Origin of the sequence: Delftia sp. 60 (assembly GCF_002754395.1) — a bacterium.
GTDB lineage: Bacteria > Pseudomonadota > Gammaproteobacteria > Burkholderiales > Burkholderiaceae_C > Comamonas > Comamonas acidovorans.
Window position 1 is genome coordinate 5,688,889 of sequence record NZ_PEFD01000001.1, and the last position, 21,385, is coordinate 5,710,273.

At 68.3% G+C, this 21,385-nt stretch carries 15 protein-coding genes, 2 tRNA genes and 3 pseudogenes; 15 read left to right on the forward strand and 5 right to left on the reverse strand.

What is annotated here, in order from left to right; all coding sequences use genetic code 11:
- Positions 1-26 precede the first annotated feature (26 nt).
- From CLV01_RS25610 to CLV01_RS25620, 3 genes are read left to right on the forward strand one after another with little or no spacing between them, the layout of a single operon-like run.
- Positions 27-707, forward strand: coding sequence for a CsgG/HfaB family protein (locus tag CLV01_RS25610; protein WP_099732925.1), 681 nt, complete (start codon positions 27-29; stop codon positions 705-707).
- Positions 704-1,078 carry a DUF4810 domain-containing protein gene (locus tag CLV01_RS25615; protein WP_099732924.1) on the forward strand — a complete coding sequence of 125 codons (375 nt, stop codon included), beginning with the start codon at positions 704-706 and terminating at the stop codon, positions 1,076-1,078. The genes CLV01_RS25610 and CLV01_RS25615 overlap by 4 nt, the downstream gene beginning before the upstream one ends.
- Before the next feature lies 1 nt (position 1,079).
- The gene (locus CLV01_RS25620) at positions 1,080-1,742 is read left to right on the forward strand and encodes a DUF799 domain-containing protein (RefSeq protein ID WP_099732923.1); all 663 of its coding nucleotides are present in this window, start codon (positions 1,080-1,082) and stop codon (positions 1,740-1,742) included.
- 58 nt (positions 1,743-1,800) lie between these two features.
- On the opposite strand, the gene CLV01_RS25625 is transcribed toward CLV01_RS25620, so the two are convergent.
- Complete coding sequence (locus CLV01_RS25625) at positions 1,801-3,588, reverse strand: methyl-accepting chemotaxis protein (RefSeq protein ID WP_099732922.1); 1,788 nt, start codon at positions 3,586-3,588, stop codon at positions 1,801-1,803.
- A 211-nt stretch (positions 3,589-3,799) separates the two neighbouring features.
- Between CLV01_RS25625 and CLV01_RS25630 the strand changes: the two genes are divergently transcribed.
- A complete protein-coding gene (locus CLV01_RS25630) occupies positions 3,800-4,663 on the forward strand; it encodes a 3',5'-nucleoside bisphosphate phosphatase (protein ID WP_013800875.1) in 864 nt (287 codons plus the stop codon).
- Positions 4,664-4,688: 25 nt separating this feature from the next.
- Positions 4,689-5,333 carry an L-threonylcarbamoyladenylate synthase gene (locus CLV01_RS25635; protein WP_012207210.1) on the forward strand — a complete coding sequence of 215 codons (645 nt, stop codon included), beginning with the start codon at positions 4,689-4,691 and terminating at the stop codon, positions 5,331-5,333.
- A gap of 105 nt (positions 5,334-5,438) precedes the next feature.
- Here the strand turns inward: CLV01_RS25635 and CLV01_RS25640 are convergent, their stop codons facing one another.
- Positions 5,439-6,800: a methyl-accepting chemotaxis protein gene (locus CLV01_RS25640; RefSeq protein ID WP_096913882.1), complete on the reverse strand. Its 1,362-nt coding sequence runs from the start codon at positions 6,798-6,800 to the stop codon at positions 5,439-5,441.
- Between the two features lie 176 nt (positions 6,801-6,976).
- On the opposite strand from CLV01_RS25640, the gene CLV01_RS25645 reads away from it, so the two are divergent.
- The 5 genes from CLV01_RS25645 (at position 6,977) to CLV01_RS25665 (ending at position 14,020) form a co-directional block, all read left to right on the forward strand.
- Positions 6,977-7,654 (forward strand): site-2 protease family protein, encoded by a 678-nt coding sequence (locus CLV01_RS25645; RefSeq protein WP_099732921.1) that lies wholly within the window; start codon positions 6,977-6,979, stop codon positions 7,652-7,654.
- Between the two features lie 75 nt (positions 7,655-7,729).
- Complete coding sequence (locus CLV01_RS25650) at positions 7,730-9,022, forward strand: tryptophan--tRNA ligase (RefSeq protein ID WP_043825000.1); 1,293 nt, start codon at positions 7,730-7,732, stop codon at positions 9,020-9,022.
- Positions 9,023-9,116: 94 nt separating this feature from the next.
- On the forward strand, positions 9,117-9,830 hold the full coding sequence (locus CLV01_RS25655; protein ID WP_012207214.1) for a response regulator transcription factor: 714 nt from the start codon (positions 9,117-9,119) through the stop codon (positions 9,828-9,830).
- Entirely contained in the window at positions 9,827-11,623 is a 1,797-nt protein-coding gene (locus CLV01_RS25660) for a FecR family protein (RefSeq protein WP_373681079.1), read from the forward strand. The genes CLV01_RS25655 and CLV01_RS25660 overlap by 4 nt, the downstream gene beginning before the upstream one ends.
- Positions 11,624-11,650: 27 nt before the next feature.
- The gene (locus CLV01_RS25665) at positions 11,651-14,020 is read left to right on the forward strand and encodes a CHASE2 domain-containing protein (RefSeq protein WP_099732920.1); all 2,370 of its coding nucleotides are present in this window, start codon (positions 11,651-11,653) and stop codon (positions 14,018-14,020) included.
- Between the two features lie 86 nt (positions 14,021-14,106).
- On the opposite strand, the gene CLV01_RS25670 is transcribed toward CLV01_RS25665, so the two are convergent.
- The 3 genes from CLV01_RS25670 to hrcA form a co-directional block, all read right to left on the reverse strand.
- Positions 14,107-14,183, reverse strand: a tRNA-Arg gene (locus CLV01_RS25670).
- Positions 14,184-14,360: 177 nt separating this feature from the next.
- Positions 14,361-14,439 (reverse strand) — tRNA-Ile (locus tag CLV01_RS25675).
- Between the two features lie 67 nt (positions 14,440-14,506).
- Complete coding sequence (gene hrcA, locus CLV01_RS25680; RefSeq protein ID WP_034396851.1) at positions 14,507-15,511, reverse strand: heat-inducible transcriptional repressor HrcA; 1,005 nt, start codon at positions 15,509-15,511, stop codon at positions 14,507-14,509.
- A gap of 30 nt (positions 15,512-15,541) precedes the next feature.
- Between hrcA and CLV01_RS25685 the strand changes: the two genes are divergently transcribed.
- From CLV01_RS25685 to creC, 5 genes and pseudogenes are all read left to right on the forward strand, one after another.
- Positions 15,542-16,438 (forward strand): NAD kinase, encoded by an 897-nt coding sequence (locus tag CLV01_RS25685; RefSeq protein ID WP_012207218.1) that lies wholly within the window; start codon positions 15,542-15,544, stop codon positions 16,436-16,438.
- A gap of 2 nt (positions 16,439-16,440) precedes the next feature.
- Positions 16,441-18,215, forward strand: a pseudogene (recN, locus tag CLV01_RS25690) (DNA repair protein RecN).
- Positions 18,216-18,219: 4 nt separating this feature from the next.
- Positions 18,220-19,121: pseudogene (gene rapZ, locus CLV01_RS25695) on the forward strand (RNase adapter RapZ).
- Positions 19,122-19,150: 29 nt separating this feature from the next.
- Positions 19,151-19,870 (forward strand): two-component system response regulator CreB, encoded by a 720-nt coding sequence (gene creB / locus CLV01_RS25700; protein ID WP_099732918.1) that lies wholly within the window; start codon positions 19,151-19,153, stop codon positions 19,868-19,870.
- A gap of 16 nt (positions 19,871-19,886) precedes the next feature.
- A pseudogene (creC, locus tag CLV01_RS25705) lies at positions 19,887-21,346 on the forward strand (two-component system sensor histidine kinase CreC).
- The last annotated feature ends 39 nt before the right edge of the window (positions 21,347-21,385 follow it).

The following is a 21,385-nucleotide window of genomic DNA, read 5'->3' on the forward strand; positions in this document are numbered from 1 at the left end:
ATTCCAAGAAAACCGGGGAAATACTCATGACCTCTCGCCTGTGGCCTTGCGCGGCCATTGCCATTACCCTGGCCGCCGGCCTTTCCGGCTGCTCCACCACCGAGCAATCGCGCACGCTTGAGACACCCAAGCCCGCTTCTGCATCCAGCGCCTATCAAGGCCCGCGCAGCCCCATTTCCGTGGGCAAATTCGACAACCGCTCCAGCTTTCAGCGCGGCATTTTCTCGGACGGCGTCGATCGCCTCGGTGGCCAGGCCAGAACCATCTTGGTAACCCACCTGCAGCAAAGCGGCCGATTCAGCGTGCTGGACCGCGACAACATGTCCGAGACCCGCCAGGAAGCGGGCTTCAACAAGCAGGAGCAAGCGATCAAGGGCGCCACCTACGTCGTGACCGGCGACGTGAGCGAGTTCGGCCGCAAGGTGGTCGGGGATCGCCAGTTCTTCGGCGTGCTCGGCCGTGGCAAGGAGCAGGTGGCCTATGCCAAGGTCAGCCTGAACATCGTCCGGGTGCAGACCTCCGAAGTCGTCTATTCGGTGCAGGGTGCGGGCGAATACAGCCTGTCGAACCGCGAAATCGTGGGATTCGGCAGCACGGCCGGCTATGACTCCACGCTCAACGGCAAGGTACTGGATCTGGCCATCCGCGAAGCCGTGGACAAGCTGGCGGCCGGCATTGACAGCGGCGCATGGAAGCCCGCGCAATGAAGCGCCCCGTCCATTCGGCAACGGCCCTGGCCGCGCTGGCCATCTGCGCCACGTTGGCCGGCTGCGCTGCGCCGCGCCAGCCGCTGTATGCCTGGAATGACTACCAGCCCCAGGTCTACCAATACCTCAAGGATGACGGCAGTACCGGCGCCGAGGACCAATTGCTCAAGCTGGAAGAAGCCCGCATGAAGGTCCAGGCCGAGGGAAAGGCGCTGCCACCCGGCTACCGCGCCCATATGGCCATGCTCTATTCCCGGACCGGCAACAACGAAAAGACGGTGGAGCAATTGGCCGAGGAAAAACAGCATTTCCCCGAGTCCGCCACCTTCATGGACACGCTGCTGCAAACCTTCACGGCCCGCAAGAATTGACATGCGCCTGACCGATCACATCAAGACCCTGGCTCTTGCCATGACCGTGGCGCTGACCGGGTGTGCCACTACCGCGCCCTATGACTATTCGGCGCTGCGGGCATCCAAGCCTGCCTCCATCCTGGTCATGCCTGCGCTGAACCAGTCCCCGGAAGTGAATGCACCGGCGGGCGTGCTGTCCCAGATCACGCTGCCGCTGGCCGAGGCCGGCTACTACGTTCTGCCCGTGGCTGTCACCGAGGAAATGTTCCGCCAGAACGGCATCGTCAGCGCCGACGACGCCCAGGAACTGCCCGTGGCCAAGCTCCGTGAAATCTTTGGCGCCGATGCGGCCCTGTACCTGAACATCCGCAATTACGGCACCAGCTATGCGGTGATCAGCAGCGCCTCCGTGGTCACGCTGGAGGCCAGGCTGGTGGACCTTCGCTCCGGCACCCAGCTGTGGGATGGCAGTGCCACGGCGTCCAGCGCCGAAGGTCAAAGCTCAGGCGGCGGACTGGTCGGCATCCTGGTGACGGCACTGCTCAACCAGATCCTGGACACCATGAACGACCGCAGCGTGCAGATCGCCTCCATCGCCAACCAGCGCCTGCTGTCGCCCATGGCGCAGCGCGGACTGCTGCCAGGCCCGCGCTCGCCCGACTACGGCAAGCCGCGCAACTGACGAAGGCCTGCAGGCCGGCGCTGACTTGCACGCCGGCCTGCATCCCCGCTCCTCCCGCTCAGAAGGTCTCCCAGTCGTCGTCCGCTCCGGCCTTGGCCGCTGTCCTGGCGGGGGCCTTCGCCACGGACTGCTGGATCTTCTGGGGCGCCGGTGCATTGCGCACGGCGGGCGCTGGACGTACGGGTGCCGCAGGCGCAGGGCGCACCGCAGCAGTTGCACCGGTTGCACCGATAGATGCCGGCCGGCGTGCCGCTGCGGTGGCCGGCATGTGTGCCCTGGCCGGCGCCAGTGCGCTGCCCTCCTGCCCCAGCTTGAACACTGCCACCACCTCGGACAGGCGCCGCGCCTGGTCCTGCATGGCCAGCGCAGCCGCGCTGGATTCCTCGACCAGGGCCGCGTTCTGCTGGGTCATCTGGTCGAGCTGGGTCACGGCCTGGTTGACCTGGCCGATGCCGTCGCGCTGCTCGGTGGACGAGGCCGTGATCTCGCCGATGAGATCGCTGACGCGGCGCACGCTGGAGACAATTTCCTCCATGGAACGCCCCGCCTGCTCCACCTGCTTCGAGCCCGACTGCACGTTGTCCACGCTGGTGGTGATCAGCAGCTTGATTTCCTTGGCTGCCTCGGCGCTGCGCTGGGCCAGCGAACGCACCTCGCCCGCCACCACGGCAAAGCCCCGGCCCTGCTCGCCTGCGCGGGCCGCTTCCACGGCGGCGTTCAGCGCCAGGATATTGGTCTGGAAGGCAATGCCGTCGATCACGCCGATGATGTCGGCGATCTTGCGGCTGCTGTCCGTGATCTGCTGCATGCTGGTGACCACCTGGGCCACCACGGCACCGCCCTGCTCGGCCGCCTGCGCGGCCGTGGCCGCCAGCTGGTTGGCCTGGCGCGCCGTGTCGGCCGACTGGGTGACGGTGGCCGTCAGTTCTTCCATGCTGGCCGCCGTCTCCTCCAGGTTGGCCGCTGTCTGCTCGGTGCGCGAGGACAGATCCTGGTTGCCGCTGGCGATCTGGTTGGAGGCCGTGGACACGGACTCCACGCCAGAGCGCACTTCGCCCACCACGCCGCGCAGCCGCTGCGCCATGCCGTTGAGTGCGCCCAGCAGATGGCCCAGCTCATCGCCCCGGTTGCTTTGCACCGAGCCCGTGAGGTCGCCTGCGGCAATGCCGTCGGCCAGGGCCACGGCCTGGTCCAGCGGCCGCGTGATCGACCGCATGATGGCCACCCCCATGAACAGGCCCAGGGCCACGATGACCGCACTGGCCAGCGCACCGATCCAGTACGCCTGGCGCCGATGGGCCACGCCTTCCTCGCGCGCCAGCTCGCTTTGGCGCTCCAGTTGCTGCACGAAGGCTTCCTGCGCGCTGTTGTAGCGCTCGGCCGCCGGGCGCAGCTGCTTTTCAACGATGTCGAACGTGGTGGCGAAATCGCTGGCCTTGCGCGCCTCCTGGGCCGCCGAGTTGGCCTTGAGCGTCTCGCGGCGCTCGGCCGCCACGGCGTCCAGCGCCTGCTTGGACTGCGTGCCCAGCTGCAGGTCGCCCACCTGCTTTTGCAGCACGTTGATGCGCTCTATGCCCTTGCTCATCAACGCGCGCTGCTGCGCGGCCAGCGTCTCGTCGGGCGACATGGCCGCGACGATGGAGCGCTCCACGCTCATCTGCGTCAGATGCCGCCACTCGCGCGCCAGCGTGGCGCCGCTTTGCGCGGTCATCACATCGGTGTTGATCTTCTCGTTGACCCCGTGCAGATAGACCAGGATGCCGCCGTTGACCACCAGCATGCTCACCAGCAGTCCCAGCACCAGGGCCCACAGCTTCTGGGCGACCGTGATTTGATTCAGATTCATGGAAAAACCGATCTTTTTTATAAAAATGCCGGAGCCAGGCCATGGCGCCCCTGCCGCCCATCGCTCCGGAAACCATTCTTGTCCACCCTTGACGGCGCCTGGCTGATCATCGTCATGCATCCGTCACTATTGAGGCCTGTTAACCCGCACTCAGGGAAGTCCCCAGCCGCACTGCCCGGCTCGGAAAAGCACCGACACCTACAATGGACCGGTGCCCAAGTCCTATCTGAACGCCGATCTGCATAGCCACTCCGTGGTCTCGGATGGAACGCTGACGCCGGAGCAACTGGCCGAACGCGCCGCCTCCCGGGGCGTTCAGCTGTGGGCGCTGACCGACCATGACGAAGTCGGCGGCCAGCACCGCGCCGCCGCCGCCGCGCGCGCCTGCGGCATGGACTACCTGACGGGCGCCGAGATCTCGGTGAGCTTTGCAGGTGCCACCGTGCACATCGTGGGACTGGGCTTTGACGCGGACGACCCCGCCCTGCTCGAAGGGCTGCACGCCACGCGCGACGGGCGCGGCCCACGCGCCCGCGAGATGGCCCGCCAGCTGGAGCTGGCCGGCATCGAAGGCAGCTACGAAGGCGCGCTGCGCTTCGCCGGCAATCCCGGCCTGATCTCACGCACCCATTTCGCACGCTTTCTCGTGGAATCCGGCCGCTGCCGCGACACGGGCGAGGTGTTCCGCCACTACCTGACCGAAGGCCATCCCGGCTACGTGCCCCACACCTGGGCCCGCCTGGCCGATGCCGTGCGCTGGATCACGCAGGCCGGCGGTGTGGCGGTGATCGCCCATCCGGCCCGCTACGCGCTCACCGCCAACGAGGAATACGCGCTGTTTTCCGAATTCAAGGCCCATGGCGGCCAGGGCGTCGAGGTCGTCACCGGCAGCCACCGGCCCAGCGAATACACCATCTATGCCGACATGGCGCGCGAATTCGGCCTGGCCGCATCGCGCGGCAGCGACTTCCACAGCCCCGAGGAATCGCACACCGATCTGGGCGACCTGCCCTACCTGCCGGGCCAGCTGACGCCGGTATGGGAACTGCTGAGCGAGCGCATACAGCTGGCCTGAGCTCCTCCCGCCAACAACGCACACCATGGTCCTACGCTTCGAAGCCCACCCCGACAATCCCCAGCCCCGTCTCATCAAGCAGGCCGCCGACATGCTGCGCCAGGGCGCCATCCTGGCCATTCCCACGGACTCCAGCTACGCGCTGGTCTGCCATCTGGACGACCGCCCTGCGGTGGAGCGGCTTCGCCGCATCCGGCAGATCAACGACAAGCACCATCTCACGCTGCTGTGCCGCGACCTGTCGGAGCTGTCCAGCTATGCGCGCGTGGACAACCGCCAGTACCGCCTGCTCAAGCTGGCCACGCCGGGGCCGTACACCTTCATCCTGGAAGCCTCCAAGGAAGTGCCCAAGCGCCTGAGCCATCCCTCGCGCAAGACCATCGGCCTGCGCGTGCCGGACCGCAAGGGCACGCAGCTGCTGCTGGAGCAACTGGGCGAGCCGCTGATCGCCACCACGCTGATCCCGCCGGGCGAGACCGAGGCCCTGCACGACGCGGACGCCATCCTGGAGCGCTTCCCCCACGAGCTTGACGCCATCGTCGATGCAGGCGCCTGCCCTTCGGAGCCGACCACCGTGATCGACCTGGTTCCCATGGCCCTGGGCAATCCGCCGACCGTGGTGCGCCAGGGAAGGGGCAGCCTGGACGCCCTGGGCCTTGAGATGGCCTGATGAAGATGGCCCGAGCAGGGGCCATGCTCCGCACCGCATGAACGACAAACGCCGGGCAAGCCCGGCGTTTGTGTTGTGAAGGAACGCTGACGAGAAAGATGCAGATCAGTGCTGCGCCAATTCCAGCGACTGCAGCGACCGGGCTGCAGGAGTCGGCGCACGCTGCGGCGGCCTTGGCGAACTTGGTGACCTTGGCGAACTTGCTGCGGGCGCCACGGCAACGGACGGGGCCAGCGCAGGCCTGCCCTGCGCTGCCGAGAACCCCGCGCCCGCCGCAGACTCAGGCTCGTCATCGAGCTTGAAGGCGCCCACCGCCTGCTCCAGATCCTGGGCGCGCTCGCTCAACGCCGAGGCCGCTCGCGAGGCCTGCTGCACCAGGGCTGCGTTCTCCTGGGTGGCGCTGTCCATGTGGCCCACGGCGGCGTTGACTTGGGCGATGCCCTCGCTTTGCTCGCGCAGCGCCTGCGACATTTCGCCCAGCAGGCCCGATACCTGGCCCACGGCGCCCACGATTTCCTGCATGGTGGCGCCCGCCTGGTTGACCAGGCCGGCTCCGCTTTCCACCTGGCGCACGCTGGTGGTGATCAGTTCCTTGATCTGCTTGGCGGCCTCGGCCGAGCGCCCGGCCAGGCTGCGCACCTCGCTGGCCACGACGGCAAAGCCCCGGCCCTGCTCGCCCGCACGCGCCGCCTCCACGGCCGCGTTGAGCGCCAGGATATTGGTCTGGAAGGCGATGCCTTCGATGACCTGGATGATGTCCACGATCTTGCGCGAGCTGCCGCTGATGGCCTCCATGGTCTGCACCACCTCGCTCACCACGGCCCCGCCGCGCTTGGCGGTGGACGAGGCATCGACGGCCAGGCCGCTGGCCGAATGCGCGCGGTCGGCGTTCTGGCGCACGGTGGCGGTGAGCTGCTCCATGCTGGCGGCCGTCTGGGCCAGCGCCGAGACCTGGGCCTCGGTGCGGCGCGACAGGTCGGAGTTGCCGGCGTCGATCTCGCCGGCCGACAGGCCGATGGAATCCGTGGACTGCTTGATGCGGCCGACCAGCTCGGTCAGCGTGTCCTCCATGGTGCCCAGCGCGCCCAGCAGGCGGCCGAAGTCGCCCTGCAGCTCGGTCGAGAACTCCTGGCTCAAATCACCGGCCGCCACGGTCTCGGCAATCAGGATGGCCTGGCCCAGCGGCTGCACGATTCCCCGCCGCAGGCTGAACCAGGCCACCAGGGCCAGCACGCAAACGGCAGCCCCCAGCCCCAGCACCCACCAGCGCGTGTGCACCAGCGCCTGCTCGGCCACCGTGGTCGCCCCCCCGGCCGCCAGCGCCTGTTCGGCCTGCCCCAGTGAAAACACCGTGACCGCCATCATCGTGAAGACCAGCAGATTGATACCGCCGAACGCAATCACCAGCCGCCAGCCTATCGGCAGCCTGCCCAAGCCCAGTACGCCCACGTGCCACCTCTTGTACATATGGCCCGAGGGCCTTGGTGAAAAACCTGTTGAGGGAACCATCTCATCGGTGTTTCATTTTGCAACACAGAATGGGGCATTGCCAATCTGCGGGAAACCACCATATCCACGCGGCCAGAGCGCAGCGCACGGGCTCTGGCGGCTGCCAGCGGCAAGGGTGGCCAGCGTCTGAGACAATGCCCGCCGTGGACATCTCCAACCTCATCCAGACCGTACTCATCTATGCCCTGCCCGTGCTCTTCGCGATCACGGTGCACGAGGCAGCCCATGGCTATGCCGCGCGCCACTTCGGCGACAACACGGCCGCCATGATGGGACGCATCACGCTCAACCCCATCAAGCACATCGACCCCATCGGCACCATCCTGATGCCGCTGCTGCTGTACTTCGCCACCTCGGGCGCCTTTCTGTTCGGCTACGCCAAGCCCGTGCCCGTGCGCTTCGACCAGTTGCGCAACCCCAAGCGCGACATGATCTGGGTGGCCCTGGCAGGCCCGGCCTCCAATTTCGTGCAGGCCCTGCTGTGGGGCATGCTGCTGGTGGTTCTGGTGGGATCGGGCGTGGGCGAGCGCTTCTTCATAGAAATGTGCCGCGCCGGCATCCTGGTCAATCTGGTGATGTGGGCCTTCAACCTGTTTCCGCTGCCGCCGCTGGACGGTGGCCGCATCCTGGTCGGCCTGCTGCCCTGGCGTCAGGCGCAGTGGGTGGCGCGCATCGAGCCCTGGGGCTTTTTCATCGTCATGGGCCTGGTCATCGCCGGCGTGGTCGGCAGCCTGTGGCTGCGCCCGCTGATGGACCTGGGCTACGCCGTGATCGACTTCGCGCTGACCCCGCTGATCGCGCTGCTGCGCTGAACGCGCTGCAGAACGGTCCACCGGCTGTCTCTGCGGCTCCCTGTTTTTCTTTCTTGCCTGTCGAAGCCTCCCGTCATGAGCACCATCCGTTTCCTCACCGGCATCACTCCCAGCGGAACCCCGCACCTCGGCAACTATGCCGGCATGCTGCGCCCGGCCATCGCGGCCAGCCGCTCGCGCGAGGTCGAGAACTTCTACTTCCTGGCCGACTACCACGCCCTGATCAAATGCCAGGACCCGGCACGCGTGCAGCGCTCCACCATCGAGATCGCGGCCAGCTGGCTGGCGGCGGGGCTGGACCCCGAGCATGTGACCTTCTACCGCCAGTCCGACATTCCCGAGATCCCCGAGCTGTGCTGGCTGCTGACCTGCGTGACCGGCAAGGGCCTGCTCAACCGCGCCCACGCCTACAAGGCGGCCGTGGACAAGAACCACGCGGACGGCACCGAGACCGATGACGGCGTGACCGCCGGCCTGTTCATGTACCCCGTGCTCATGGCGGCCGACATCCTGGCCTTCAATGCGCACAAGGTGCCTGTGGGCCGCGACCAGGTCCAGCACATCGAGATGACGCGCGACATGGCCTCCAGCTTCAACCACATCTACGGCGGCGAGTTCTTCACGCTGCCCGAGGCGCAGGTCGAGGAGAACGTGGCCACGCTGCCCGGCCTGGATGGCCGCAAGATGAGCAAGAGCTACAACAACACCATCCCGCTGTTCTCCTCGCGCGAGCAGCTGCGCAAGCTCATCGGCAGCATCACCACCGACTCGCGCACGCCCGGCGAGCCCAAGGAAGTCGAGGGCTCGGCCCTGTTCCAGATCTACCAGGGCTTTGCCAGCGAAGAGGAAACCGAGGCGCTGCGCCGCCAGTACGCCGAAGGCATTGCCTGGGGTGACGCCAAGCAGCAACTGTTCGAGCGCATCGACCGCGAGCTGGCGCCCATGCGCGAGCGCTACGAGCACCTGGTGGCCCACCCTGCCGAGCTGGAGGACATCCTGCAGGCCGGCGCCGCCAAGGCCCGCCGCGAGACCCTGCCCCTGATCCGCGAACTGCGCTCGGCCGTCGGCCTGCGCAGCCTGGCACAGGCGCCCGTGGCCGCCAAGGCCAAGGCCGCCAGGCAGGCCCTGCCCCAGTTCAAGCAATACCGCGAAGCCGACGGCAAGTTCTACTTCAAGCTCGTCGCCGCCGACGGCCAGCTGCTGCTGCAAAGCCTGGGCTTCGACGCCCCCAAGGAAGCCGGCCAGGCCATTGGCCAGCTCCAAAAGGAAGGCGAGGCGGCCCTGTCCGCACTGCAGCCCCGGCTGCAGCCCGCAGACCCCCAGTTGGTGCTGGCCGCCCTGCAGCAACTGCGCGATGCCGCAGAGTAAGGGTAAGCTTCGCTTTAGAAACCGCCTATTTGCGGGCAGTCTTGCCCGCGGGCTCGGCGCCGGGATTGCGGCGCGTGCGTGAAAGGACATTTGGATGCGTATAGCTGCTCTGGACGATGATCCGCTGCAACTGGAGATGCTGCGTCAGGTCGCGCTGGAGACGGGCCACAGCTGCCACACCTACCAGACGGGCTCGGCCCTGCAACTGGAGCTTCGCCGCGAGAGCTTCGACCTGCTGATCGTGGACTGGCACCTCCCGGACATGGAAGGAACGGACCTGGTGCGATGGGCGCGTGGCCATGTCAGCCGCGAGCTGCCCATCCTCATCATCACCCACCGCAGCGAAGAGGCCGACATCGTCGAGGGCCTGTCCTGCGGCGCCGACGACTTCATGGTCAAGCCCGTGCGCCATGCCGAGCTGCGCGCGCGCATGGCCGCCCTGTTGCGCCGCGCCTATCCGGTGAACACGCAAAGCGTGCTGGAGTTCGGCCCCTACCGTTTCCTCACCACCACCAACAGCCTGGAAATGCACGGCCAGCCCATCGAGGTGACGCACCGCGAGTACACGCTGGCCCTGACCCTGTTCCAGAACCAGGGCCGGCTGCTGTCGCGCGAGCACCTGCGCGAAGCCGTGTGGGGACACAACGCCGAAGTGCAGTCGCGCTCGCTGGACACGCATATCTCGCGCCTGCGCGCCCTTCTGAACCTGCGCGCCGGACAGCCCTACGCCATCAGTGCCGTGTACGGCTATGGCTATCGCCTCGATGTGCCCGACGCAGCGCTGCAGGCGCTGCAGCAGGCATCATGACCGTACACATGCCTGCCGCCCTGGGCAGGCCCGTATCGCGGGCCTGCATGCTGGCCGCTCTTGGCCTGCTCGGCCTGCTCGGCCTGGGCGGCGCGCAGGCCCAGATCAAACCCGCGGGCCGCAACGGCGACACGATGGCACACCGGGTCGTCGCCGGCGACACGCTGGAGCAGCTGGCGGCCCGCTACCTGGGCGATGCCCGCCAGTGGACCGACCTGCAGCAGCACAACGGCGTGTCCAATCCCTACCGCCTGCGGCCCGGCTCCGTGCTGGAGATCCCCGTGCGCCTGCTGCGCGCCGCCGTGGCCTCCGTGGAATTCGTGCAGGGCGATGCGCGCAGCACGCGCCCGCTGGACCACCTGGCCGATACGCAGGGCGCGGCCGGAGACGATGCGGGCCAGCCCCTGCGCAAGGGACAGACGCTGCAGGAAGGCGAGCGCCTGCAACTGGCCCCGGACGCATTCGTCGCCGTGCGCCTGGCCGATGGCTCCCTGGTGCGCGTGCAATCGCAGTCCGATGTGGTGCTGCGCCAGATGCGCCGCAAGGGCCGTGCCGGCAGCCTGCAGTCCGTACTGGACCTGCGCGAGGGCGGCGTCGAGGCCTCGGTGCCGCCCGAGCCCGGCAACGCACAGCGCCGCTTCGAGATCCGCACGCCCGCTGCATCGACCAGCGTGCGCGGCACCCGCTTCCTGGTCCAGGCCGATGCCGCAGGCAGCACGGCGGCCGCCGTCGATGAAGGCACCGTCGCCGTGGGCTCCGACGCTTCAAGCGCGAACACTGGCGATGCGCTGCTGCGCCCGGGCCAGGGCGTGGCCGTGGCCGCCAATGGCCGCGTGGGCGAGCCCCGCCCCATGCTGGGTGCGCCCGACATCACGGCGTGGCCCGCGCTGGCGGAAGACGCCAACTGGATCAGCCTGCCCCTGCCCGGCTTGCCGGGCGCCGTGCGTTACCAGTTGCAGCTGTCGCGCGATGCCGAAATGACCCAGGTGCTGCGCAGCGCCAGCTTCCAGGCCACGGCATCGCCGCTTCGCCTGGCGGGCGTGGAGGACGGCGATTACGTGCTGTCCCTGCGCGGCATCGATGCCCAGGGCATTCCGGGCGCCGCCAGCCGCCGCGCCCTGCGCGTCAAGGCCCATCCCGTGCCGCCGCTGTATGAATCACCGCAGGCCGACGCCACCGTGGGCCTGGGCCGCGCCAGCCTGCAATGCACCCAGGTCGTGGGCGCCGCGCGCTACCGCATCCAGGTCGTCTCTGCCGATGCGCAGGCCGGCTTTGCCGAGCCCGCCATCGATGCACGCGACCTGAACGACTGCACACTGCCCGCCACCACGCTGGCCCGCCTGCCGGCCGGACGCTATCTCTGGCGTGCCGCCAGCATTCGCACGCTGGCCGATGGACTGCCCGACCAGGGCCCGTTTGCCGCAGCCCAGGCCATGCAACTGGCTGCCGTTCCGCCCCAGCCCTCGGCCAGCGCGCTGCAGATGGGTGACGGCCCGGCAGAAGGCAGCCGCCAGATCCGCTGGAGCGGCGAGCCCGGCCAGCGCTACCACGTGATGGTGGCGCGCGACCAGGAGTTCACCGCGCCGCTGGTTGACCTCTGGACCGACCAGCCGCAATGGAGCACCGAGGAGCTGCCCGCAGGCAGCTACTACCTGCGCCTGCAGATCGAGGATGCCAACGGCCTGCGCAGCGACTTCTCGGCCGCGCGCCAGTTCCGCACCGGCAGCTGGATCGTCGATGCCAGCGGCGAGATGATGCATTCGGGCAACGGAGAGCGCCTGCAGCGCCAGTAGCCGTGCCCGTTCATTCCCTGACCGCGCTTGTCCACCCAGCCGCCCCTGCCTGACAGCCCCGCCACGCCGGCGCAGCCAGCGCCTGCGCGTGGCCGTGGACTGCGGCGGGACTGGCTGCTGCTGGCGGCGGGCCTGCTGTCCCTGGTGTTCTGGCTCAGCGGCGACGGGCAGCTCGACCGTATCAACGGCTTCGTTCAGGACACGGCCAGCTGGCTGCACCGCCCCAAGGCATCGCAGGACATCGTCATCGTCGCCATCGACGATGCCAGCATTGACGCCATTGGCCGCTGGCCCTGGCGCCGCGCCCTGCACGCCGGCCTGCTGGAACGCATCAGCCAGGCACCGCCGCGCGCCATAGGCCTGGACGTGATGCTCAGCGAGGAAGACCTGGACTACCCCGGTGACGACCTGCTGCTGGCGCGCGTTCTGCAGCGCAGCGGCCGCACCGTCTTGCCCGTGGCGCCAGGCAGCGGTCCGCTGCCGGCCTTCGCACAGGCGGCAGCGGCGCTGGGCCATACCCAGCTGCCCGTGGACGCCGATGGCGCGGTGCGCGGCTTCCATGCCATCGAAGGCAGTGCGCAGCAGCCCTGGTGGCACATGGCGCTGGCCCTGCACTGCGTGGGCGAGAACGGCCGCGCATGCGCCCGCCCGGAGCCCGTGCCGCCCATGGACCCCGACGCAACCCCCTGGCAACGCCGCCAGCAGGAGATCATTGCCTTTGCACAGGCCAGGCCGGAGCAAGGCGCCAGGGACCGCTCGCCCTTCACCACCTATTCCTACATCGACGTGCTGCGCGGCCGCATTCCTGCAGCGGCATTCCGCGGCAAATACGTGCTCATCGGCACGACGGCCACCGGCCTGGGCAGCCGCTTCACCGCACCGCTGGGCACCAGCGCGCGGCCCATCTCCAGCGTGGAGATGCTGGCCCATGTGCTCAACGGCAGCCTGCAGGGCTCGCATGTGCATCCCGCGTCGGCCACGCTCAACCGCGCGCTCAATGCGGCAGCCGTGCTGCTGGCCCTGCTGGCCCTGGCCTGGCTGGGCCCGTCGGGCGGCATGCTGGCCTGCGCGCTGCTGGCCCTGGCCTGCCTTTCGCTGGCCGGGCTTGCACCGCGCCTGTGGCAGGTGCAGACGGCGCCTGCAGCCGGCCTGCTGGGCCTGGCCCTGGCCTATCCGCTATGGAGCTGGCTGCGCCTGCGCGCCGCCGCGCGCTTTCTGGCGCTGGAGCTGCGCGACCTGCAGGGGCAGGGCCTGCCCACCGCGCTGCGCCTGGGAGGCGACCTGCTGGACCAGCGCATCGCGGCCGTGGAGCAGGCTTCGCGCCAACTGCGCGCCCTGCACCATTTCGTCAGCGAAAGCCTGCGCCAGCTGCCCTCGCCCACCTTTGTCTGCGACCGGCAGGGCCATGTGCTGCTGGCCAATGCCGCAGCCCACGCCTATGCGCGCAGCCTGGGGCATGGCCTGCGTGCCGGCGATGCCCTGCCCCGGCTGCTCGATGGTCTGCGGGCACTGGACACGGCAGCCGGCGCATCCGCCGGCCAGCCCTTGCTCACGCTCGAGGCACTTGCCACCCACGGCCTGCCGCCCAGCAGCGAGGGGCGCGACCCCATGGGACGCAGCCTGATGCTGCTGACCCAGACCTTCGAGGCACCGCCCACCACGGGCTGGCTGATCACCCTGGTCGATATCAGCGATCTGCGCAGCGCCCAGGCCCAGCGCGACCTGGCCATGCAGTTCATCTCGCACGACATCCGTGCGCCCGTGGCATCCATCATCACCTTGCTGGAGATGCAGCGCGGCGCCGTACAGGCACCCGACCTCGGCCTCCTGCTGCCGCGCATCGAAGGCTATGCCCAGGCCTCCCTGCAGCTGGCCGACGATTTCGTGCACCTGGCACGCGCCCAGCAGCAGGCGCTGCGCCGGGAACGGCTGGACCTGGGCCTGGTGCTGGACCAGGCCGTGGAAAGCTGCTGGGCCCAGGCCTCTGCGGCCCATGTGCAGCTGGAGTTCCACCTGCCCGAACAGGAATGCCCCGTGTTGGGCGATGCGGGCATGCTCCACCGCGCGGCCGTCAACCTGATCGGCAACGCCATCAAATACGGAGCGCGCGCAGATCAGGCAAACCCCGCCACGGTGCAATGCCTGCTGCGGCAGGACGCAGGCCATTGCCGCATCACCATCCGGGACCACGGGCCCGGCATGGATGGGCAGGCCGTTGCCCGGCTGAGCCAGCCGTTCGAGCGCCTGGACCATCACCAGCACCTCGACGGCGTGGGCCTGGGCCTGGCCTTTGTGCGCACCGTGGCCGCCCGCCATGGTGGGCGGCTTGAGATAGAAAGCACGCCCGGCCAGGGCAGCTCCTTCAGCATCGTGCTGCCGAAAGCGGAAAAGGCCTGACTGGCATCTCAGGGACGCGGATGCGGATGCGGATGCGGAAAACGAAAAAGCCCTGAAGTCTTTCAACTTCAGGGCTTTGCGTTTTTTGGTGCGGCTGGCAGGAATCGAACCCACGACCCCTTGGTTCGTAGCCAAGTACTCTATCCAGCTGAGCTACAGCCGCAACGCTTCGCATTGTAGCAGCGGGTTTTGGGGCTCCCGGACAAAAGCGCCATATTTCTGCAAAAAACCCGGCGACCGCATTCCCTGGCAACCGGGCGATGGCATCGCCATGCAGCGCCGTGTGCCCAGCAAAAAAGCCTGCCGCCCGGAAAGGCGGCAGGCTTTTCATACCAATGGATGGTAGGGCCTCCCAGAGTCGAACTGGGCACCAACGGATTATGAGTCCGCTGCTCTAACCAAGCATGAGCTAAGGCCCCTGATTCACCAAGGCAGCACGGATGCAGGCCATGGCAAACAACTATTGTAGAGCCTAACCCGCAGGACTCAGCGCTTGTGACTCAGCGCATTGCTGACGAGCTTGGAGGTGATGTCCACGATCTGGATCATGCGGTCGTAGTGCATGCGGGTGGGCCCGATCACGCCCAGCGTACCCACCACCTTGCCGTCGAGCTCGTAGGGCGCGCTGACCACGGACAGCTCCTCGAAAGGCACGACCTGGCTTTCACCGCCGATGTAGATGCGCACGCCTTCCGCCTGGCTGGAAAAATCCAGCAGCCTGAGGATCTGAGTCTTTTGCTCGAACAGGTCGAAGGCGCGGCGCAGATTGCCCATGTCGCTGGAGAAATCGCTGACCGACAGCAGGTTGCGCTCGCCCGCGATGACCACGTCCTCCTGGGCGCTGGTCATGGCCTCCGTGCCGATGTTGACGGCCGCCTGCATGAGCGTGGCCACCTCGCCGCGCAGCAGCTCCACCTCGCCCTTGAGGCGCTCGCGCACCTCTTCCATCGCCAGGCCCGCGTAGTGGCTGTTGAGGAAGTTGGAGGCTTCGATCAGCTGCGAGGACGAGTAGTCCACGTCGGTGAAGATGACGCGGTTTTGCACGTCACCGTCGGGCGATACGATGATGACCAGAAAGCGCCGCTCCGACAGCCGCACGAATTCGATGTGCTTGAACACCGAGGTGCGGCGCGGCACCAGCACCACGCCCACGAACTGGGAAAGGCTGGACAGCAGGTTGGCGGCGTTGGCGATGACTTTCTGCGGCTGCTCGGGCGCGAGCTCGGGCGTCACGATATCGGCACGGTCTGCAGTGAGCATGGTGTCCACGAACAGCCGGTAGCCCCGGGCGGTCGGAATGCGGCCCGCCGAGGTGTGCGGGCTGATGATCAACCCCAGGTCTTCGAGGTCAGCCATCACATTGCGTATCGTGGCAGGCGACAATTCAAGCCCCGACGCACGCGACAGGGTTCGCGAGCCCACAGGCTGGCCGTCAGCGATATAACGCTCGATCAGCGCTTTGAGCAACAACTTGGCACGTTCGTCGAGCATGTGATGATTTTAATGATGTAATTTCCAGAAATGACGTCCACGTTTCGCCACGTTGCCTTGATCGGGAAGTACCACGCTCCCAGCGCAAGCGCCCCGTCCGAGAATGCCAGCAACGCGCTTGAGCGCATTGCGGACTTCCTCAGGCGCCAGGGCTGCGAAGTCGTGCTTGATACCCAATCGGCCCTGCACGCAGGGCTCACAGACTACCCCACCCTCGATGTCGATGGCCTGGGCAGGCATTGCGACCTGGGCCTGGTCGTCGGCGGCGACGGCACCATGCTCGGCGTGAGCCGGCACCTGGCGCAATACGGAACGCCCCTGATCGGGGTGAACCAGGGCCGCCTGGGCTTTGTCACCGACATCGCGCTGGAGGACTTCGAGGCCACGCTCACGCCCATGCTGCAGGGCGAATACGAGGAGGACCTGCGTCCTCTGATGTGCGCCCGCGTGATCCGCGACGGCCAGTGCGTGTTCGAGGCCCTGGCCATGAACGACGTGGTGGTCAACCGCGGCGGCACATCGGGCATGGTGGAGCTGCGCATCGAGGTGGGCGGCCGCTTTGTCTCCAACCAGCGCGCCGACGGCCTGATCGTGGCCACGCCCACGGGCTCCACGGCCTATGCCCTGTCCGCTGGCGGGCCGATGATGCATCCGTCCATCCCCGCCTGGGTGATGGCACCCATTGCGCCGCACAACCTGTCCAACCGCCCCATCGTGCTGTCCGATGCCAACGAGGTCACGATCGAGGTCGTGGCCGGGCGCGATGTCAGCGCCAATTTCGACATGCAGTCCCTGGCCTCGCTGCAGCACGGCGATCGCATCCTCGTGAGCCGCGCCCACCACAGCGTGCGCTTTCTGCATCCCAAGGGCTGGAACTACTTCGCCACGCTGCGCAAGAAACTGGGCTGGAACGAGGGAGGCGCCTGACCATGGCGCTCAAGCGCATCGTTCTGCGCGACTTCGTGATCGTGCAGGCCCTGGATCTGGACTGGCATGCGGGCTTCACCGTGCTGACCGGGGAGACCGGCGCCGGCAAATCCATCCTGATCGACGCATTGCAGCTGGCCCTGGGCGCCCGCGCCGACGCCGACGTGGTGCGCGAAGGCTGCACCCAGGCCGATATCTGCGTGGAGTTCGACGGCTGCGCACGGGTGCGCCCCTGGCTGGAGGCCGCAGGCCTGGCCTGCGAGGACAGCAGCCTGCTGCTGCGGCGCACGGTGGACATCCAGGGCCGCAGCCGCGCCTGGATCAACGGCACACCAGCCACGGCCACGCAGCTGCGCGCCCTGGGCGAGCAGCTGATCGACATCCACGGCCAGCATGCCTGGCAAAGCCTCACGCGGCCTGATGCGGCGCGCGCCCTGCTCGATGCCTATGCCGGCATCGACAGCCGCGAGGTCCAGGGCTGCTGGAGCCGTTGGTCCCAGGCCCGGCAGGCGCTGCAGCATGCGCAATCCGCCCAGGACAGCCTGCAGCGCGAGCGCGAGCGGCTGCAGTGGCAGATCACCGAACTCGACAAGCTGGCCCCGCAGGCCGACGAGTGGGACGAGCTCAATGCCCAGCACACGCGCCTGTCCCATGCCCAGACCCTGATCGACACCGCCCAGACCACGCTGCAGATGCTGGAGGACGACGAGGCCGGAGTGATCACTCCGCTGGGCCGCGCCAGCCACCTGATCCAGAACCAGGAGCACCTGGAGCCCGACTTCCAGAACATTGCCGACGTGCTGGCCTCATGCATGGCCCAGGCGCAGGATGCGCGCCATTCGCTGCAAAGCTATCTGCGCCGCGCCGACCTGGACCCCGAGCGCCTGGCTGAGCTCGATGAGCGCCTGTCGCTGTGGATGCAGCTGGCGCGCCGCTACCGCCGCACGCCCGATGAACTGCCGGCACTGCTGGCCGGCTGGCGCCAGGAGCTGCAGCAGCTGGACGCCGCCGTGGACATCGAGGCCCTTCATGCGGCCGAGCAATCGGCGCAGCAGCACTACCAGGCCAGCGCCCGGGTGCTGTCGCAGCAACGTGCCCTGGCCGCGCCGCGCCTGTCGCGCGCCATCACCCAGGCCATGCAGGGCCTGGGCATGGAAGGCGGCCTGTTCGAGGCCGCCCTGTCCACGGCCGACTCCCCTGGTGCCTTTGGCGTGGACAGCGTGGCCTTCCTGGTCGCCGGCCATCCTGGGGCCAGTCCCAAGCCGATTGCCAAGGTGGCGTCGGGCGGCGAGCTGTCGCGCATTTCGCTGGCGATTGCCGTGACCACCAGCGAGCTCGGCGAGGCCGGCACGCTGATCTTCGACGAGGTGGACTCGGGCGTGGGCGGCGCCGTCGCCGAGACCGTGGGCCGCCTCATGCACGCGCTGGGCCGATCGCGGCAGGTGCTGTCCGTCACCCATCTGCCGCAGGTTGCCGCCTGCGCCGACCAGCACTACCTGGTGGCCAAGCAGCGCGCAAGGCAAGGCACGCTCAGCACCGTGCAGCCGCTGGACAGCGCCGCACGCGAGGCCGAGCTGGCGCGCATGCTGGGTGGCGAGCGCCAGTCCGAAACCACGATGGCCCATGCCCGCGAAATGCTGGCCATGGCGCGCCAGGCACCTGCACCCCGCCCACCCCGCGACGGGCCGGCCGGCAGCGGCCGCAGGCCGATGCCGACCGCACACGGTCCAAGCCGGGACGCGCGGCCAACGGCGCGCGCAATACCAATGGAGGCTGATGCCATGTCGCTTGAGATCGTGCTGATCACCGGGATGTCCGGATCGGGCAAATCCGTCGCCCTGCATGCGCTGGAGGATGCCGGCTACTACTGCGTGGACAACCTGCCCCCCGAGCTGCTGTCCGCCTTCGTCGAACTGGAGCATGGCCGCCACAGCAACAAGGTGGCCATCGCCATGGATGCGCGCAGCGCCGGCGGACTGCCCCACCTGCCCGGCCAGCTGGAACGGCTGCAGCGCCAGGGCGTCGTGCCCCACCTGGTCTTTCTGGACGCCACCACGGGCACCCTGGTGCGGCGCTTCTCCGAAACCCGGCGCCGCCATCCGCTGTCGCAGGGGCCGGTCGCCGAAGGCCGCCGCGCCCTGGTGCAGGACATAGAAACCGAGCGCGAGCTGCTGGGCGACCTGCGCGAGAAGTCGCATGTCATCGACACCAGCCACCTGCGCTCGTCCCAGCTGCAAAGCTATATCAAGGAGCTGATTGCGGCCCCGGTGGGCCAGATGACCCTGGTCTTCCAGTCCTTCGGCTTCAAGCACGGCCTGCCCTCGGATTCCGACTATGTGTTCGATGTGCGCATGCTGCCCAACCCGCACTACGAACCCCAGCTGCGCCCGCTGACCGGCATGGACGCACCCGTGGCCGAGTTCCTGCGCCAGCAGCCCGGCGTGGACCAGATGCGCCGCGACATCCAGCAGTTCCTGGAGTCCTGGCTGGACATGATGGCCAGCAACCACCGCAGCTATGTCACCGTGGCCATCGGCTGCACGGGGGCCAGCACCGCTCGGTCTTCCTGGTCGAGGAACTGGCGCGGCACTTTGCCCCGCGCTGGCCCACGCTGTGCCGGCACCGATCGCTGGACAGCCGGCCCACGCTCAAGCCTGCCGACTTGCTTGCGCACGACGTCTGAGCGCCAGGCCCCGCCTCCGGAACACTGCGATGCAAGGCTTGCCGATGACGAACGCCCCGCGCGTGTTGCTGGTGGAGGACGACCCCGCCATCGCGCGCACCGTCTGCTATGCGCTGGAGCGCGACGGCATTGCCGTGCGCCACTGCCTGCAGCTGGCCGATGCACGCGCGCAATGGCAGGCGCAGCCGCCCGATGCCCTGCTGCTGGACGTGGGCCTGCCCGATGGCAACGGCCTGGACTGGTGCCGCGAGCTGCGCCAGGCCGGCGCCGCCGTGCCGCTGCTGGTGCTCAGCGCACGCGGCGAGGAAATGGATCGCGTGCTGGGCCTGGAGCTGGGCGCCGATGACTACCTGACCAAACCCTTCAGCCCGCGCGAGCTGGTGGCCCGTACCCGCGCCCTGCTGCGCCGTGCGCAGCGCCTGCAGCACGCGCCAACGGCCAGCGCAGCGCCGGCCGATGCCCTGTTCAGCATCGATCCACAGGGCCAGCGCGTGCGCATGCAGGGTGTGCCCCTGGAGCTGACGCGGCGCGAGTACCAGTTGCTGCGCTGCCTGCTGGAGCGCCCCGGGCGCATCCTCAGCCGCGAGTTCCTCCTCGACAGCATCTGGGGCCAGGACAGCGACAGCACGGACCGCACCGTGGATACGCACGTCAAGACCCTGCGCGCCAAGCTGCGCGCCCAGGCGCCGCAGCAGGACTTCATCACCACCCACCGCGGCATGGGCTACAGCCTGACGCTGCCGGGCTGAGCCACCGCAGCACGCCATGCGCCTCGGACTGCGGCTGTTCTTCGCCTTTTTCGTCATCAACGGCCTGGCCGCATTCTTCGTGCTGCGCGTCTTCATGGTCGAGGTCAAGCCCAGCGTGCGCAAGGTGACCGAGGACACGCTGGTCGAGACCGCCTACGCCCTGGCCGCGCTGGCCAGCGACGACATGGCCAGCGGCGTGCTGCAGCAAAGCCCCGCGGACAGCCGCTTCGCGCACCACATGCAGGCCTATGCCAACCAGACCGTCAAGGTCTGGATCTGGGACACGCGCAAGACCAGCCTGGACATGCGCGTCACCGTCACGGACCAGAAGGGCCTGGTGCTGTTCGACTCCGCCGGCCTGGACCAGGGCGCCGACTACTCGCGCTGGCGCGACGTGTACCGCACGCTGCGCGGCGAATACGGCGCACGCACCACGCGCGAGGTGCAGAACGACGAGGCCAGCAGCGTCATGTATGTCTCGGCACCCATCATGGTCGATGGCCGCGTGGCGGGCGTGCTCACCGCCTCCAAGCCCGCCCACTCGGTGCAGAAGATCGTGGACAGCGCGGAAAGCAAGATGCTGCGCGGCGGCCTGCTGTTCCTGCTGCTGTCGGCCGGCGTGGGCTTTGCCGTCACCTGGTGGCTGGTCATCCATGTGCGGCGCCTGCGCAGCTATGCCCAGCAGGTACAGGCGCCCACGCTCAACGAGGCCGCCTCCCCCACCACCGCCCCGCCCATGCCCGAGGCCCCGCGCATGCCCGGCGAGCTGGGCGAGCTGGCCCGCGCCATGGAGAACATGCGCAGCCGCCTGGAAGGGCGCGACTACATCGAAGGCTATGTGCGCGCCCTCACGCACGAGCTCAAGAGCCCCGTGGCTGCCATCCGTGGCGCAGGCGAGCTGCTGCAGGAAGACCTGCCATCGGCCGACCGCGAACTGTTCGCGCGCCAGGTGGTGGACCAGTGCCAGCGCCTGCAAAACCTCGTGGACCAGTTGCTGCGCCTGAGCCAGCTGGAGCAGCGCCGCGCCCTGCACCCGCACACGGCCTGCAGCCTGCAGGCCTGTGCCGAACAGGCCATGGCGCAAGTGCACAGCGCAGCGCACCAGCGCCGCATCCAGCTGGTTCTGCAAGGCCAGGACAGCAGCGGCCCCTGGGAGCAGGACCTGGTGGTGCTGGCCCTGAGCAACCTGCTGAGCAATGCCATCGACTTCGCCCCCGAGGGCAGCAGCATCCACGTGGACCTGGAGCCCGGCCGCGTCAGCGTGCGCGACCACGGCCCCGGCGTGCCCGAGGCGCTACTCGGCCGGCTGGGCGAGCGCTTTTTCACCACCCCCGCCCCAACGGGGAGCGCAGCGGCACGGGACTGGGCCTGTCCATCGTGCTGCGCATCATGCTGCTGCACGGCGGCAGCATGCAGGCCGCCAACGCCCAGCCCGGGCTGCGTGTCACGCTGAACTGGCCACTGCGGGCACACTGACGCCCACCTATCGGCCCTGCGAATCCGACTTCACACCCG